At 47.2% G+C, this 17,600-nt stretch carries 12 protein-coding genes; 4 read left to right on the forward strand and 8 right to left on the reverse strand.

Features of this window, described 5'->3' with window-relative positions:
• Positions 1–7: 7 nt before the first annotated feature.
• A complete protein-coding gene (locus P3L47_RS15140; protein ID WP_277781337.1) occupies positions 8–1,909 on the reverse strand; it encodes an AMP-dependent synthetase/ligase in 1,902 nt (633 codons plus the stop codon).
• 12 nt (positions 1,910–1,921) lie between these two features.
• Positions 1,922–5,269 carry a transcription-repair coupling factor gene (mfd, locus tag P3L47_RS15145; protein ID WP_277781338.1) on the reverse strand — a complete coding sequence of 1,116 codons (3,348 nt, stop codon included), beginning with the start codon at positions 5,267–5,269 and terminating at the stop codon, positions 1,922–1,924.
• Positions 5,270–5,450: 181 nt separating this feature from the next.
• Between mfd and P3L47_RS15150 the strand changes: the two genes are divergently transcribed.
• The 3 genes from P3L47_RS15150 to P3L47_RS15160 are packed head-to-tail and all read left to right on the forward strand — an operon-like array spanning position 5,451 to position 10,373.
• The gene (locus tag P3L47_RS15150; protein ID WP_122362984.1) at positions 5,451–6,188 is read left to right on the forward strand and encodes a polyprenol monophosphomannose synthase; all 738 of its coding nucleotides are present in this window, start codon (positions 5,451–5,453) and stop codon (positions 6,186–6,188) included.
• Between the two features lie 18 nt (positions 6,189–6,206).
• On the forward strand, positions 6,207–8,987 hold the full coding sequence (locus P3L47_RS15155; RefSeq protein ID WP_277781339.1) for a polysaccharide lyase family 8 super-sandwich domain-containing protein: 2,781 nt from the start codon (positions 6,207–6,209) through the stop codon (positions 8,985–8,987).
• 45 nt (positions 8,988–9,032) lie between these two features.
• Complete coding sequence (locus tag P3L47_RS15160) at positions 9,033–10,373, forward strand: dihydroorotase (protein WP_277781340.1); 1,341 nt, start codon at positions 9,033–9,035, stop codon at positions 10,371–10,373.
• Between the two features lie 174 nt (positions 10,374–10,547).
• Here the strand turns inward: P3L47_RS15160 and P3L47_RS15165 are convergent, their stop codons facing one another.
• The 6 genes from P3L47_RS15165 to P3L47_RS15190 form a co-directional block, all read right to left on the reverse strand.
• Positions 10,548–11,093 (reverse strand): 7-carboxy-7-deazaguanine synthase QueE, encoded by a 546-nt coding sequence (locus tag P3L47_RS15165; RefSeq protein WP_122362981.1) that lies wholly within the window; start codon positions 11,091–11,093, stop codon positions 10,548–10,550.
• Positions 11,080–11,412, reverse strand: coding sequence for a 6-carboxytetrahydropterin synthase QueD (gene queD, locus P3L47_RS15170; RefSeq protein ID WP_277781341.1), 333 nt, complete (start codon positions 11,410–11,412; stop codon positions 11,080–11,082). Before queD ends, P3L47_RS15165 begins: the two co-directional genes overlap by 14 nt.
• 497 nt (positions 11,413–11,909) lie before the next feature.
• Positions 11,910–13,436 carry a carboxypeptidase-like regulatory domain-containing protein gene (locus tag P3L47_RS15175; protein ID WP_277783709.1) on the reverse strand — a complete coding sequence of 509 codons (1,527 nt, stop codon included), beginning with the start codon at positions 13,434–13,436 and terminating at the stop codon, positions 11,910–11,912.
• Positions 13,437–13,510: 74 nt separating this feature from the next.
• The gene (locus P3L47_RS15180) at positions 13,511–14,380 is read right to left on the reverse strand and encodes a FecR family protein (RefSeq protein ID WP_277781342.1); all 870 of its coding nucleotides are present in this window, start codon (positions 14,378–14,380) and stop codon (positions 13,511–13,513) included.
• Positions 14,377–14,928 (reverse strand): RNA polymerase sigma-70 factor, encoded by a 552-nt coding sequence (locus P3L47_RS15185; RefSeq protein ID WP_277781343.1) that lies wholly within the window; start codon positions 14,926–14,928, stop codon positions 14,377–14,379. Before P3L47_RS15185 ends, P3L47_RS15180 begins: the two co-directional genes overlap by 4 nt.
• Before the next feature lie 53 nt (positions 14,929–14,981).
• The gene (locus P3L47_RS15190; protein WP_277781344.1) at positions 14,982–16,259 is read right to left on the reverse strand and encodes a carboxypeptidase-like regulatory domain-containing protein; all 1,278 of its coding nucleotides are present in this window, start codon (positions 16,257–16,259) and stop codon (positions 14,982–14,984) included.
• 152 nt (positions 16,260–16,411) lie between these two features.
• Here P3L47_RS15190 and P3L47_RS15195 point away from each other — a divergent pair, with 152 nt between their 5' ends.
• On the forward strand, positions 16,412–17,596 hold the full coding sequence (locus P3L47_RS15195) for an aldo/keto reductase (RefSeq protein WP_277781345.1): 1,185 nt from the start codon (positions 16,412–16,414) through the stop codon (positions 17,594–17,596).
• The last annotated feature ends 4 nt before the right edge of the window (positions 17,597–17,600 follow it).

The following is a 17,600-nucleotide window of genomic DNA, read 5'->3' on the forward strand; positions in this document are numbered from 1 at the left end:
ATATTATTTATAATGACTTCAGGTTTTCTGCATTTACCGGATTCTTACCTTCCGGGGTGTACAGATGGTCAATGCGGGAGGCATACGCTTTTTCGACTTTCCCGCGGACGATTTTCATCGTGCTGTTCACCATGCCGTTCTGTTCGGTGAACGGTTCGGGCAGGACGGCAAATGTCGTCGGCAGCCAGCGGTCGGGGAACATAGATGCCAGGTCGCCGCCTTTCCGGAACCGGTCGATCTGTTTCCGGATGATGCGGATCGCTTCTTCTTTTCCTTTCTCCGTATGGAGGTCGAGTTGCTGGTGTGTCAGATGTCTTTTCAGATGGTCTTTGTTCGGGACAAGGAGTGCTACCGTATAAGGATTCTGATTGTTGTAAAGCAGGAGCTGGTCTATGCAGGATGAGTGCTCGACCAAAGCCTCTTCGATACCTTCCGGACTGTATTTCTCTCCGTCGCTACCGATCAGCAAGCTTTTGAAACGGCCTAATACATATAATAAACCATCTTTTCCCATATAGCCCATATCCCCGGTATAGAGCCAGCCCTCTTTAATCGTCTCAGCGGTAGACGCCGGATTCTTCCAGTAACCTGCCATTACATTTTCACCCCGGATAACGATTTCGCCCTTTTCGCCCGCAGGAAGTTCTTTCCCGTTCGAATCGCATATCTTCAGATCCAGTGGCTGAACCAATACGCCACTACTGCCGAACCGGTGATGACGCGGACCGTTGGTCGAGATAACCGGAGTCGCTTCGCTCAATCCGTATCCCTGATACATCGGCAGTCCGATAGCATAGTAGAATTTCTGTAGGTCTTTGTCCAGCAGGGCACCGCCGCCGATAAAGAACTTCAGTTCGCCACCGAAGTTCTCGCGAACCTTGGAGAAAATGAGGCTGTCGAACAGGCTGACTATCGGTTTCAGTAAAAACCGCCAGCCGCGTCCTTTGTCATCGCCTCCGTCACCGTTATAGGTATAGGCTACGTCCAGTCCCATATGGAACAGGCGATTAACCAGGTTGCCCTGGGCACGGATGCCTTGTTCGATGTTTTTCTTGAAGTTCTTGGCAAGAGCCGGAACGCTCAGTATTAAGTATGGCTTGAACTCTTTGATATTTACAGGTATATTCTTCAATGTCTCCATACCCGTCTTCCCGACTTGTACGGTAGCGACCGAAGCGCCCTTATACATAAATATATAGAACCCTACCACATGCGCGAAGCAATGATCGAGTGGCAGGATAACCAACGTACGCCAGGTATCGTCGATGTCCACGCAGGTAAGCGACTGCTCCACATTCGCCGTGTAATTGCGATGGGTGAGGATGACCCCTTTCGGATCGGCAGTCGTTCCCGAAGTATAGGTGATCGTGGCATAGTCGTCGTTGGTTAGCGATTGCCCGATAGCCAGGAACTCGTCCAACGGATGCGTATCGAGGTACTCTTTTCCCATCCTGATCACTTCAGACAGGGAGATTTCTTTCTCCTGATAGGTTGTTTGTTCGTCGAAGAGGATGATTTGCTGAAGCAACGGCAGCCGGTCGACGATGGAGCGTATCTTCTTCAGTTGGTTGCCGGAAACCATGATATATTTCACGTCGGCATGCGTCAGACGAAACAACAGGTCGTTAGCCTCTTCCAGTTTGATGGAAAGAGGAACATTGGTCGCTCCGGCATAGAACATAGCCAGTTCGCCGATGATCCAGGCATTGCGGCCTTCGCTGAGTAAAGCCATGTTATCGCCTTTCTTTACCCCGAGGGCAACCAGTCCGGCTCCCAGCGTGTACACCTGTTCCTTAACCTGTGTGTAGGTGGTAGGCACGAATTTGTCTGTTGTCTTTTCCCATAAGAACGGGTTGTCGGGATATAATTTCACCGAGTTCTCAAAAAGGTCTACCAATGTTCTTCTCATGACATCTTCATTTTATGATTTTTCTATTTCTTCCACTAATGCGCAGGCGGTTTCTACTGTGCGGACATTCTTTATCACGATGCTGCGCTTGCCGTTCTGATCGCGGAGGTTGCACTCGCGCGGATGTTTCTGGATAAAAGCGAGCAACTTGTCGAAAGCCTCGCTCTGATAGTACGGACTGTCCGGATTGTTGATCAGGAAGATACTCATCTGCCCCTTCTTCAGAACCAGTTTTTCCATACCCAGCTTCTTTGCCATCCGGCGGAGACGGACGATGCGGATCAACTCTTTACCCTCTTTCGGTATCTTGCCGAAACGGTCTTTCAGCCGTTCCGTGAAAGCCAGTATATCCCGTTCCTCTTCCATTTTATCCAGTTCGCGATACAGCGAAATACGCTCCGAGTCGTTAGGGATATAAGTAGGAGGAAACATCAGTTCCAGATCGCTTTCAATATAGGTTTCACGGACATATTCGCTGCCCGAATCTCGTTTCCCTTCTTCCGAGTCGGCATACAGGTCGGCAAACTCTTCGCTCTTCAGTTCATCGACTGCCTCTTCCAGGATTTTCTGATACGTTTCATATCCGAGGTCGGCGATGAAGCCGCTTTGTTCAGCCCCCAGCATATTACCCGCCCCACGAATGTCGAGGTCCTGCATGGCAATATGAATACCGCTTCCCAGTTCGGAAAAATTCTCGATCGCCTGCAGACGGCGGCGTGCCTCCTGAGTCAATGAGGACAGAGGCGGAGAGAGCAGGTAACAGAACGCCTTGCGGTTGCTTCGTCCCACACGGCCGCGCAACTGATGCAGGTCGGACAAGCCGAACTGCTGTGCGTTGTTGATGATGATGGTGTTGGCATTCGGTACATCGATGCCGCTTTCCACGATACTGGTAGCGATCAGCACATCATATTCGTAGTTGACGAAGTCGAGGATGATCTTCTCCAGTTTCTCCGGCTCCATCTGTCCGTGTCCGACTGCCACGCGGGCATCCGGCACTTCCCGACGGACCAGCGTCTCTATTTCGTAAATGTTCTGAATGCGGTTATTTATAAAGAATACCTGTCCGTTACGGCTCATCTCGAAGTTGATGGCTTCGCGGATGATGTCCGGATTGAAACGTTCTACTTCCGTCTGTACCGGATAACGGTTGGGTGGGGGAGTCGTGATGCTGCTCAGGTCGCGGGCACCCATCAACGAGAACTGCAATGTTCGCGGAATAGGCGTTGCCGTCATCGTCAGCGTATCCACATTCACTTTCATCTGACGGAGTTTTTCCTTAACGGATACGCCGAACTTCTGTTCCTCGTCAATGATAAGCAATCCCAGGTCTTTGAACTTGACATCCTTGCTGACGATGCGGTGCGTACCGATCAGAATGTTCACCTGGCCGTCGGCAACCTCTTTCAATGTCGCTTTGATTTGCGCCGTTGTCCTTGCCCGGCTGATATAATCGATCTTGCAGGGGAAATCTTTCAATCGTTCCGAGAATGTTTGGAAATGCTGGAAAGCAAGTACCGTTGTCGGCACCAATACCGCCACTTGTTTATTGTCGGATACCGCCTTGAATGCTGCACGTACCGCCACCTCGGTCTTCCCGAAACCAACGTCACCACAAATCAAGCGGTCCATCGGGCGGGCACTTTCCATGTCCTCCTTCACCTCGCTGGTTGCTTTCATCTGGTCGGGCGTATCTTCGTAAATGAAGCTTGCCTCCAGCTCATGTTGCATGAAACTGTCCGGAGAGTAAGAGAAACCTTTTTCCTGTTTGCGCTGGGAATAAAGAAGGATCAGGTCGCGGGCAATGTCCTTGACTTTCTTCTTGGTCTTCTCCTTCATCTTCTCCCAGGCACCGGTTCCCAGCTTGTTCAGCTTGGGCGGCTCGCCGCTGTCCTTCCCCTTGTATTTGGATAATTTGTGCAGCGAGTGTATGCTGACGAAGATAATATCGTTGTTCTGATAGATCAGCTTGATCACTTCCTGTATCTTGCCGTTTACCTCGGTGCGTACCAGTCCGCCGAACTGTCCGACACCGTGGTCGATATGCACGATGTAATCGCCGGTTGTGAATTGGTTCAGTTCTTTCAGCGACAGGGTGAGCTTTCCGCTCCGTGCCTTCTCACTTTTCAGGTTGAACTTATGGAAACGGTCGAAGAGCTGGTGATCCGTAAAGAGGCAGATACGCAATGTATCGTCGGCAAACCCTTCGTGTACCGTCTTGTTGACCGAAGTAAAAGGAATGTCTTCCCCCCGGTCTTCGAAGATGGCGCGGATACGTGTCGCCTGCTTTTCTACGTCGCTTAATATATAGATTGTATAGCCGCTCTCCAGATAATTCCGGAAAGACTCGCTCACCATTTCGAAATTCTTATGATAAATGGGTTGTGCCTGTGTGCTGAATGTGAGGGTGGCATCCGCTACGCCGGTCGGGCGCACCCCGAAATGTATCCGGCGGAAGTTCAGTGCTGCCCGCAGAAAATCATCTCCGGTAACCAGTTTGGCACGCATCTTACTGATGTCGGTGAACGATTCTTCATCACCGACAACGGGTTCTTCGTTCCACAAACTGTCGATACGCTCTTTGGTCCATGCCAGGTCTTTCGTCGCCAGCAGGGTTTTCGGAGGCAGTGAATCCAGCAATAACGTATTCGTCCGGTTGCTTTTATTCATCTCCGGCACGATATAGATACTGTCCAGTTTCTCTTTGGACAACTGCGTCTCTACATCGAACGTACGGATCGTTTCCACCTCGCTTCCGAAGAAGTCGATACGATAAGGAAACTCGTATGAAAAAGAGAACACGTCCAGGATACTGCCGCGTATGGCATACTGCCCCGGCTCGTATACATAATCGACCTGCTTGAAGCCATACTCGTCCAGTACATCGGATACGAACATATTATCCAGCTTCTCCCTGACGCTTATCTTCAGTGTGTTCTGTTTCAGGTCCTCACGCGAAATCACTTTTTCCGCCAGCGCATCGGGATAGGTGACGATCACGAACGGAGCTTCCGGATCCTGGAGCACGCTGAGCACTTCCGTGCGAAGTATTTCGTTTGCCGGATCGATATGTCCGTATTTGATTGCACGCCGGTAAGCGGACGGGAAAAAGTAAATATCATTGCTTGCGGTCAGTTGCATCAGGTCGTGATAGAAGTAACCGGCTTCTTCCTGGTCGTTAAGCACGCACACATAGCTTCCCCTTCTTTTTAAAAAAAGAGAAGCGATCATCATTGCTGCGCCCGAACCGTTTAGCCCTTTGAGGAATATATTGTTTGACGTATTACCGTTCAAAAGGGTATCTAATGCGGTTATTTGTGGATGGGCGGCAAATATCTTAAGTAATTCTTGTACCTCCATTAAAATAGTTGACAGTTGACAAGTGACAGTTGACAGATACAAATGTCACCGTAATGTTTCACAAAGGTAGACTTTTTGTTCAAAATAATATAGGCTGATAAGTTTAAATCAACTAAAATATGTACCTTCGCGTTTAAGTTGACGGTTACCTGTCAACTGTCACCTAATTATAAAGTAGATTATGTCAGACAGTATTGTTATTATTCCTACCTACAACGAGAAAGAGAATGTTGAGAATATTATCCGTGCGGTGTTTGGGTTGGAGAAAGAATTTCATATTTTGATTATAGATGACGGCTCACCCGACGGGACAGCAGATATTGTGAAACGTTTGCAGAAAGAGTTCCCCGAACGTCTTTTCATGGTAGAAAGACAAGGAAAGCTGGGATTGGGTACTGCCTACATTTGCGGCTTCAAGTGGGCTATCGAACATAAATACGATTTTGTCTTCGAGATGGATGCCGACTTCAGCCATAATCCGAACGATCTTCCGAAACTATATGCAGCCTGTACGGAGCAGGGCGGGGATGTGGCTATCGGTTCACGTTACAGTAATGGCGTGAATGTGGTAAACTGGCCGCTGGGACGTGTGCTGATGTCTTATTATGCATCGGTCTATGTCCGTTTTGTTACAGGTATGAAGATACAGGATACGACGGCGGGCTTCAAATGCTATCGCCGGGAAGTGCTCGAAACGATAGACCTCGATCATATTCATTTCAAGGGATACGCTTTTCAGATAGAGATGAAGTTCACGGCTTATAAGTGCGGCTTCAAACTGGTTGAAGTGCCGATCATCTTTATTAACCGTGTACTGGGAACATCGAAGATGAACTCTTCTATTTTCGGCGAAGCCTTGTTTGGTGTGCTTAAACTGAAATGGTGGAGCTTCTTCCGTAAGTATCCGCAGAAGAAATAGAATATTAAACCGAATACCATGAGACTCCTTACAAACACATTCTTGTTAGCCGCATTCTTGTTTTTGCCCGTAAAAGTGTTCTCGCAGACACCGCAGGAAGAACTGGAGAAGATACGGCAGAATTATACGCAATCATTGATTGACTCCAATAATGAATCGGATTTGCTGAACCGCATACTTGCCAGTATTCCGCCGGAGACGGAAATGTCCGATCAGGTAGTCGTGGAGCTGCATCAGCGTTATCCTTTTAACCTGGATAACATCAAGAAGTATATGGACAGCATTCGTGAAGACGGTTCCTGGGCGGATATCAACTATAACGATACCAAACGTTCGGGCTGGGATGCCAAGAAACATGCAGACCGCGTGTTGGAGTTGGCTAAACTCTATCATGCCGAAGGACCTTCCTGCACTTGGTCGCCCCGCTTCTCGACGGTGATCCACCAGGCACTCGATTATTGGTTCCGTACGAAGCCGGTTTGTAAAAACTGGTGGTATAACGAGATTGGCATCCCGAAGACATTCGGACCTGCTTTTCTTTTGCTTCGCACGCAGATGCGTCCCGATGAATTGAAAGAAGCTGTGAAGGTAATGGATAATGCCCGCTTCGGCATGACCGGACAGAACAAAGTCTGGCTGGCTGGTAACGTGCTGATGAAAGGTTTGTTACTGGATGATTACGAACTGGTAAAGGCGGCGCGCGATACGATCGTCTCTGAGATAACGACCGAACGTGAGGAGGGTATTAAGAGCGACTGGAGTTTTCATCAGCACGGACCGCAGCAGCAGTTCGGTAATTACGGGTTGGCTTATTTGGGGGAAATGAGCTTCTATTCGGGGCTGTTTGCCGGAACGTCATTTGCCTTGAATGCCGAACAGCAATCTATATTGAATAATTTACTGACGGAAGGTTATCGCTGGATTATCTGGCGGGGATATATGGATGTGAATGCACTTGACCGTCAGTTATTTCATAATGCACCCATCCATAAAGCGCTTGCCATCGGGAATGCCGCCAATTCGCTGAAGAAAGGCAGTGCACCGGCTGATGTCAGCAAGCTGGATGCTTTCCTGAATGATAACTTCCCGCCCCAATCCTCGGAAGAGGCTTCATTCACCGGACAAAAACATTTTTGGGATTCGGATCAGACCGTCCATCGGGCACCGAAGTGGATGGCTTCCGTCAAGATGGCTTCCGAACGCGTGATCGGCACCGAGCTGGTGAACGAGGATAACCTGAAAGGTTTCTATATGGGCGACGGTGCCACGTATATTTACCGTCATGGGGATGAATATCTGAATGTCTTTCCTTTTTGGGACTGGCGCAAAATACCGGGAATCACCTCTTATGAAACGGATGCTCCGGTTCCTTCGCCGCGCAAATACGGAGCGCATACCCGCAATGAGAGTGCGTTTGTCGGCGGCGTAACGGATGGAGGTACAGGCATGACCGCCATGGTTGTCAATCGCGACGGTGTACACGCCCGTAAAGCGTGGGTGATGACGGACGATTATGTTTTGTGCCTGGGTGCCGGTATAAAGACAGACAGCACTTTGAGTCTGACAACTTCGGTCGACCAACGGAAGAAGCGAGGAGAGTTGTCCTATTTTCAGAATAACCGCTGGCATACGGTGAACGGCACTTTTAAGTCAAACGGTAAGGCTTTACGTTTTTATCATGACAGTACAGGATACATCCTGATGCAACAGGCGAATAGTGTAGCCATCTCCGAAAAGCGTTCCGGCAGCTGGTCCGATTTTATGGGATCCTATACGCCGCAGCAGGTAGAAGGGGAGGTTGTTTCTTTGTATATACGTCATCCGAAAGAATCGCCGGCTTCTTATCAATACCTGATATTACCTGCCGTTTCGGCTGAGCGGACTGCCTCTTTCTCGACCGACAATATCCATTTGCTTTGTAACGATGAGGCCATGCAGGCGGTGGAGATCGGTCATCGTTTTTATATTACTGCCTATCAGAAGGGGAAGATCCGCCTGGCGGATAATCTGCTGCTGGAGATACAGACACCGGGTATTTATATGCTTTCAACAGAAAACGGAACGATCCGTGTCGTAGCTAGTGATCCGACACATACGCAGTCTTCTTTATCGCTGAAGATCAACAACTATGATTTGAAGATCATGCAGCCGTCCGATCAGGCTCCGGGACAGAGCATATCGGTTACCCCTGTTATCAGTGCCCCGTCGGTAAAATCGATTTCGGTAGACGGGAAGAAAGACGACTGGGCGCAGATACCTGTTGCCGTATCCGGTTTGACCGCTCCGTGGGACGGGGCTGTGAAAGACCGGACGACATTCTCCGTCTGCCATGACCGGAAGAATTTGTATTTCATCTACGAGGTGTCCGATTCTACGATCATATATAATAATGAAAAGACCGAAGCCTCGGTTGGCAGTAGCGACCGCATCGAGTTCTTCTTCAGCAAAGACCCTGCCATGAAGGATTACTATTGTGCCGAGATCGACCCGCACGGCAAGGTGATGGACTATCATGCGAAGTTCTACCGTCAGTTTGATTTCAGCTGGAACTTTAAAGGATTGAAGCTGGGAACCCATGTCGGTACGGATTCTTATATCGTGGAAGGTTCCATCCCTTTGAAAAGCCTGGAAGAAATGGGAGTGATCTCTTCGGAAGGAGAAATACGCATGGGCGTGTACCGTGCCGATTATTACGGACCGAAAGAGGAACAAGTGATCTGGTCGTCCTGGATCATTCCCGATGCCACCCAGCCGGATTTCCATATTCCTTCTTCTTTGGGGGTGCTGAAATTAAGGTGATTTGAATAAAATCTTGTACATTTGTGACAAATAAACACAAAGCATATGAATAAGACGCTGATAAAAAACGCTCATATAGTGAATGAAGGACGCATGTTTAGAGGTGCTGTCCTGATCGATGGAGATAAAATAGCTGAGGTATATGAAGGAAGCGTGCCCGAGACAGTTTCTGCTGTGCAGGTGATCGATGCCGGAGGGAAACTCCTGTTGCCGGGAGCGATCGACGACCAGGTGCATTTCCGCGAACCGGGTCTGACGCATAAAGGAGACATTGCCAGTGAAAGCCGTGCTGCCGTGGCTGGCGGTATAACCAGTTTTATGGATATGCCGAACACCAAGCCGCAGACTACTACGATTGCCGATCTGGAATGGAAACTTCAGCGCGGTGCGGAAACTTCCGTAGCCAACTATTCTTTCTTCTTCGGGGGAACGAACGATAATATGGATGAGATACGTAAACTGGATCGTAGCCGTGTGCCGGGCCTGAAGCTTTTTCTCGGTTCTTCTACGGGGAATATGCTGGTAGATAAGAAAGAGAGCCTGGAACGTATCTTCGGTGAGGCGGACATGCTGATCGCCATCCATGCGGAAAAGGAAGAAGTCATCAAACGCAATATTGCCTATTATACGGAGAAGTACGGAGAAGATCTCGATATTTCTTTCCATAGCAAGATCAGAAGCGAGGAAGCCTGTTATGCCTCTTCTGCCGAAGCGGTCGAATTGGCAACCCGGTTAAATTCGCGTTTGCATATTCTGCATTTGTCTACGGCGAAGGAGCTGACTTTGTTAAGCAACGCAGTGCCTTTGGGTGAAAAGAAGATTACAGGTGAAGTTTGCGTGCATCATCTTTGGTTTCATGACGGCGATTATGCCCGGTATGGCAATCGGATCAAATGGAATCCTTCTATTAAAACATTGGCGGACCGGACTGCCTTGCGTAATGCCGTCAATGATAATACGATCGATATTGTGGCTACCGACCATGCTCCGCATCTGCCCGCGGAAAAGGAGGGCAGTTGCCTGAAAGCGGCTTCGGGTGGTCCGTTGGTGCAACACTCATTGGCAGGCATGTTGGAGATGGTGGTGGAAGGTTGCTTTACGTATGAGAAAGTAGTGGAAAAGATGGCGCATATGCCGGCTGAGCTGTTCCATATCGACCGTCGCGGTTATATCCGTCCGGGTTATTATGCCGACCTGGTTCTTGTTGATCCGGAAAAATGCTGGACGGTGGCTCCTGAAAATATATTGTACAAATGCGGATGGTCGCCGTTTGAAGGTACGACATTCCATCATAGTGTCACCCATACCTTTGTCAACGGACAGCTGGTGTATGACAATGGCGTTATCAATGACGACGTACGAGGGATGGAAGTTCGGTATATTTAATAAGAAAAGATACTAATTGTGTCAAAATTCTATATTAGGGAACGCAGAATACGCAGACAGGGCGCAGAGCAACGCAGACAATATTGATTTTAATAAAATAATCTGCGTAATTCTGTGTATTCTGCGTGGTCTGCGTTCGGTAATAGCTATTTTGACACAGCCGCTTCTTTGTTTTTATGCAATATCGATCAACTTATGTGTCTGCAGACTGAGCCGCCATTCCGGATGTTGCTGGATATAGTTCACTATTTCCATTGTATTCCGGCAGGAACAGGGCTGAAGGAAATGGTGTTTGGCAGGCAGCTGGATGTAAGAGGACAGGTCCTGTCCCAGATAAACTACCTTGACTTCATCCATATGATCGATTTTGAGCGGTGCTCCCTCTTTCGGAGAACAGGTCACCCAGTCGATTCCTTTAGGCAGCGGACGTGTACCGTTTGTTTCTATACATATATATTTACCCGCTTTGTGAAGCATGTCGATAAATGTATCGTCGATCCATAACGCCGGTTCACCACCGGTCAGTATGACCATGTTCGACGGATAGGCAGAGATTGCCTCCAATATTTCTTCATCCGACATCGGTGTTCCTTCTTCATGTTCCGTATCACAAAACGAACATTTCAGGTTGCATCCGGAAAAACGGATGAAAACAGCGGCTTTGCCGGTGTGATAGCCTTCCCCTTGCAGGCTGTAAAAAATTTGATTAATCTTTCTCATAGATCGCAGTGTTTGATTCTGACTCTTTAATTTCTACTTTATAACAATTAGGTAACTGGTCGCATATCCATCGGGCTATATTCTCGGCCGTCGGATTGAAAGGCAGGACTTCATTCAGATTCTGATGGTCCAGCTTATTTTTTATCGATTCTTTGATATGGCTAAAGTCTATTACCATGCCATCGGCGTTCAATTCTTTCGAGCGACAGTAGACAGTGATGATCCAGTTGTGACCGTGCAGGTTCTCACATTTGCTGGAATAAGAGAGTTTCAGACTGTGTGCAGCCGATATCTCCATTCTTTTAATTACGGTATACATGCTAAATTATGCAATTTAAGACGTTTATATATTGTATCTAAATGTCACCTCGATACGGCGGCAAAAATACATAAAATCCCGAAGAGGTAAACTATACCTTATTATAGGATTTATTAAAAAAACATTTATATTTTTGCATGTGTTAGAAAGTTGGATTTTTTAGTTTAGGAATGCTAAAAAAGGCATACAGTAATAACAAGTAAAAAGTATACCTGCTTACTGATTGTTAATCAACGGGAAATCGGAAATACTTCCCGTATAAACCGATAATTAAAAGCCGAGATCCAATTGTTAAAAAATAGAAGAAGCTGCAAATAAGTTTCGATAATCTTAAAAATGTGTTTTATAATATCTTTTTTTATTTGTTCAGTAATATAAAATGCCGCATCTTTGCATGCAGATAACCTAAACAATCTTTTTGCCTTAAAGACTAATACCTATTTAAAACCTATAAAGAGGGCCTTTGAGAAAAGGCCCTCTTTATGATTTTTAACCATTTAGTAGCCGGTTTCTTCTATTTTTGACGATATTTTTCCTATTGCTTCGTTCAGTTTCTCTTCCGGTGGGATCACATTGAAGTTACCCCAGAAGCCTTCATCATAATTAAATTTTGTTTCAGAGAATACAGTCCGGGTAGACAATGTCTCTTTTCTGCCAAAGCGGCTGACACCATCCGTATCCGTTTTGCATACGACCATTTCGAACCATACATGAAGGGGAGAACTGCCGAACAGCTGTTTTCTCTTTTTTACTTTGAAATGAAGGTCTCCTCTTACATGGCTGATATAATAGATGCCGTTCCAGGGTTTATAAGAAACCGTATAGACTACCTTCTGAGGGATTATCTTCAGGTTACGGCTTTTCTTCTCCACCAGCATATTGGCGGCATTCTTTACATATTTAGGATGTATTTCAAACTCAGCCCGCAACAGTGCACTGTTTTCCGAATCGATATACAGGTTGCCTTTTAAAAGCGGACTTGTGATGAACTCACGTTGTTCGAAAGAGATTACGTTTGCCATCCGGTTGTCTATTACTGTTATATCGGAGTGGGCATATACATACGGATAATTCACATCGCTTTCCGGGATCAGGAAGTCCGGGGCATCTTTGATGATATCCAGCTGCATGCTGGCATTGATCCCCGATTTCATTTTGGCAATGATCGTATCCCGCTCCTGGTTATTACTGATCCGGCGCATCTTCAGCAGTTTCACCTGATCGGTTGTTGTACGTTGGGTATAAGAACCTTTGTATATTTTGAAGATGGCTTCCGTCAGACTGACGAATTTGTTTTTCCGTTCGATCCCTTCCCGGTAGAAAGCGGTTTGATAAACTGGTTCCTGGGAATAGTTGATGCTTTTCTTTTCTTCCATCTCCCGCAGCAAACGCAGGGGATTCACGATACGGACAACCACTTCCTGTATAGGGATAACTTTCGGTTCCAGGGTCAGCATACTGTAGCGCTCTGCCAGCAGGGAACTTTCTATTTGGTAGGGTTGGTAGCCGACGTGCGAAAAGTTGATCCGCGATCGATTCAACGTATCCGGCAGTCGTAATCTGAATTCTCCGGCCTGGTTCGTGACGTTTCCGATGGAACCGTCGTCGCTCACACTGACGGTGGCGAACGGGATCGGTTCATTCGTATATTTATCCCGGAGGATGCCTTCCAGAGTGAAATAAGCGATGGTATCCGGAAGAACCGGGAGTTCTTCTTTGACTGCTATTTCCTGTACTGGGCGGGAGATAAGTATATGGTTGCCGATCACGCGGAGGTTCAAACTCCGGTCACCGGTGATCCGATAGATCGCTTCCCTGACGGAACACTTGCCTCCCGGTATTTTTACGACTTGCTCATTGTCGATGATGTTACTGTCGTAGATAAACAGGTAGCCGGAGCGTTCGGATACTTTTCCCAATAATTCGTAAACCGTTTCCTTACTTTTAGGGATATGGATAAGACGTTCGAGTACATTTTTATCTTTGTCGCCCTTGTCGTCTGCCCGCAAAGGGATAGCCGTCATCAGCAATAATCCGATGAGGGCAAATAACAGACGATATGTAGCGGTTCGTTTCACCTTGTACTCCTTTTATCCGGTTAGTTCTCATGCAAAGTTATCACATTATTAATACGCGTACTTTTCAGGTTGAGCGCGAAACAGAGTAATTCTGCGATCGACTCCGGTGAGTTGTTGTCAAAAGTGACGGTCAGTGTCCTGTCCGCCAGTTCCGGAGTTGTCTTCAGACTGATGTCTCCCGTATTGAGATTGATAACACGAAGGATATCGGCCAGCCGTTCATCCTTGAAACGTATTTGCCGGACATACTCATCGAATTGTCCGGAATCTTTTGTCTGGGTCACCTGTAGCTTTCTGGAAGAGACAGTAACGGTTTCACCCGCTTTTACATGTACGTCCTGTCCGCTCTTTTTCAACGTCACTTTCACCAGTCCTCTTTGTACGGATAGTTCAAAAGGCTGGAAGCCATCGCTCTTTATATTAAAAGCGGTACCCAGCACTTCGATGCGTGCATCTTCCGTTTCGATCAGGAAAGGACGCTGACGATTGCCGGCAATGTCGAAAAGAGCATTTCCCTGTAAGGAGATTTCTCTTTTGTCCGGTTGGAAATGTTCCGGATAACGGATAGCGGCATTTCCTGCCAGATACACGATCGAGCCATCTTCAAGTGTCGTGGCAAGTGTTGTCGTCTCCGTATTCTGCCGGGTGAGCAGGGTGCGGTCGGCTTCCTCTTCTGTTCGATTAAAATGAATAATCAGGAAAAAGGATATGATTGCAGCTACCTGCAAACCTAATAATACAATTTTTCGGGTAGTTAGACGGGGGATGTCCCCATAAGGCATCACACCCTCTTTTTCTTTACAGGTGAGCAGGCCATCCTTTTCCAGGCGGTGGTACACCTTGTTCCACGCCTGATCCGTTCTTCTATTGTCCCTTTCTTTACGAGTCATACTGTTTGTGTATAATTCTCAATTTCTTTTCTGAGTGTTTGAAGTGCCCTGGTCATTTCAGCTTCCACTGTTTTGACGGACAAAGAGAGGGCGGAGGCTATCTCCGCATATTTCTTTCCTTCGAAGCGCTGCATCCGGAAGATGCGTAAGCGGCGTTCGGGCAGCTTTTGGAGCGTCTTGTTTATCAGATCTTCCAATTCTTTGTATTCCAGCTGGTCCTGCGGATCGGAAGGCTTGCTTTCCTGGTTGCCCGATAAAACGCTTTCCCGGTAACGGTTGCGTACTTCCTGATGTTCGCAGTATTGGAGAGACTGGTTGCGTACCGCCCCGTAGAGGTAACTTTTCAGGGAGAGGAACACTTGCAGTTTTTCTTTTTCTTTCCAGAATACGTAGAATAGCTCCTGCACGATCTCTTCAGCTACATCCCGGTTTCCGGTAATGCCTGCGGCATAGAGGCAAAGGGGGGAGTAGTAGAGCCGGAAGATACCTTCGAAAGCTTTGACGTCCCCCTCTTTAATCTTAGTTAGTACGAATAAATCGTTCAGCATGCCGTAGATCTTAATGATTAGAGTCCTTCAAATGTACGAAAAGATATTGAAACTTATTTCTGTTGCTTTTTTAATTTGTTTACAGCACTTTCCAGTGATTCCGTCGGTTCGATGATATTGTAGGCTCCCCAGAAATCTTCGTCCATAAAGTTTTCCACCTTGTCGGACAACGACTGTGATTCCTTGAATGCCATCTTGTACGGAATAGTGGTTACGTTTTCTTCCCGTCCGTCCGTCACCACTGTTTCAGAGATGATGGTGTAGTTGGTCGAGAACAGTTTACGTTTCCAGTCACATTTAAAACGTACCCCGTTGCGGATATAGTTCAGATAAGTTACGCCGTCGCGGTCTTTGTAATTGACCAGATAAGCTACTTCGAGCGGGCGGAAGCGTAATCCGAACGGTTTCTTTTTGAGAATGGCCTGGGTCGCTTTGTTGCGGTCGTCCATACTCAGGTTAAATTCGGCACGGGTGAATGAGAGTCGTTCCTTGTCTATGTAAAGTTTACCGTAATACAGGGCATAAGGCATGATGACCTGCGGCTTGAAACTGATTACATATTGCGGACGGTTGTCGATATTGGTCGATTCTTCCATTTTGAAGAGGTAATAAGGCAGGCATTCGCTGTCGAGCAATACGTCGGGATTCTTCACAATATCGCAGAAGACTGACATATTCGGACCGCCGAGCAGTTTGACGGCTAGCGTATCGGTCCTTTTCTGGCTCAAGAGCTTACGGCCTTTGTATACTTGTACGCGGTCGCGGTCGGAACCTTCGTTGTAGGGTGTTTTGTAGATGTCGATCACTGCTTCCGATATATTGATGTACCGTCTGCCTTTTTGGGCGGTTTCCCGGTAAAAGCCGGTCAGCATGTTCGTTTTCTTGCTGTAATTCGCAGGGATTTTCTTGACCGCCTGTTCCACGAGATAGCGTGGTTCCTGAGCATGGATGATGATCTCGTCGAGCATATTTTCGTAAGGTGTCATCCAGACAGTCAGGTCGGAGAGGTTGTTCCCGTTCACTTCTACCTTATTATTGTAGTATCCGATATGGGAGATCTCGACTGCTTTCACATGGGAAGCATCTTTGATCTTGAAAGAGAATTCCCCGTCTTCATTGGTGATCGTACCCGAAGTGCTGCCGGGGATGGAAATGTTTACATACTCCAGCCGTTTCTTATTATTTTTGTCTTTCACAACTCCGCTGATCGTGATGAAGTCCGGATTCTCGTCGTCACGTACCGGTTGGTCCTGTGCCTGCAACGGACTTATACCTGCGATCAATAATAAGATCAGCAAAAAACCGATGGATTGTCTATACAGTGTTTTCATCTTTGTATTGTTTTAATGGTGAATATTCTTGTTTGTATATATAAGATCGTTCAGGGAACAAATACCCTATGGAAAAAGCGATTTATTTTGATAAATCTTTCTATATTTGTAAAGCACAGTCGGACAAGTACATATACTAATATAATTATCCTATGAAAACCAAACGTGTAAATCGAAGAGATTTTTTTCGGCTTTCGGCCACTGCTGGCGTGAGTGCAATGTTAATTCCGGGTGCTAAAGCTGCCGGAGCTTCTCTGGGGACTGCTAATGAAAATGAAATTCCTGTCCGCACGCTTGGAAGGACGGGGATAAAGCTGCCTATCCTGAGTATGGGAGTGATGCGTGCCGACAATCCGAATGTGGTGCGTGCTGCCTATAATTCCGGTATATTTCATTTTGATACGGCTCATGGCTATCAGAACGGAAAGAATGAGGAGATGCTGGGAAAGTTCTTTACCGGAAAACCCCGGGACAGCTTCTTTATTGCGACAAAGGGGAAGTTTGACTATCCTCTGAAAGATGATTTTGAAGAAACGTATGAAAAACTGGTGGACCAGAGCCTGAAACGCCTGAATATGGATCAGGTGGACCTGTTCTATACACATGCGTTGAGTAAGGTGGAAGAAATAAAGGACGAACGCGTCATTGCTCTTCTGAAGAAGTTCAAGGAAGATGGTAAAACCCGTTTTCTGGGCTTTTCTGCCCATGCAGGGAAACCGGAATTGCTGGATGCGGCTATCGAGGCAGGTATCTATGATGTTGTCCTGCTGAGTTATAATTTTAAACTATCGAATCTGAAAGAGACGGAAGAAGCCATTGCCCGTGCCGCCAAAGCCGGTATCGGACTGGTTGCCATGAAGACGATGACAGGAGGTACGGAAGATGCGGAAGGAAAGAAAAAGATCAATGCGCAAGCCTGCCTGAAATGGGCGTGGAAGAATGAGCATATTACGACTGCGATTCCCGGATTCTCTAATTATGATGAACTGGATGAGTGCCTGGCTGCTGCCCGTTCACCGGAACTGACTGCCAACGATGCGGAATATCTCGCCTCCCTTTGCGGACAGGAAATGTTGTATTGCCAACAGTGCGGTATATGCCGGTCGCAATGTCCCGAACATCTGCCTATCCCGGATATTATGCGGGCTTATATGTATGCTTACGGTTATAAATATTCGAGAATGTCGAAGGAAACGCTCGGTGAGCTGAATCTTTCGGCGGATATTTGCTCTGATTGTGATACCTGCCTGGTGAAATGTCCTTCCGGCTTTGATGTCTCAGCGAAGATAGCGGCGATCACTCCGGTGATGCAGGTGCCCGATGAATTTCTGACTTAAAGAA

It is taken from the genome of Parabacteroides chongii, assembly GCF_029581355.1.
Taxonomy (GTDB): domain Bacteria; phylum Bacteroidota; class Bacteroidia; order Bacteroidales; family Tannerellaceae; genus Parabacteroides; species Parabacteroides chongii.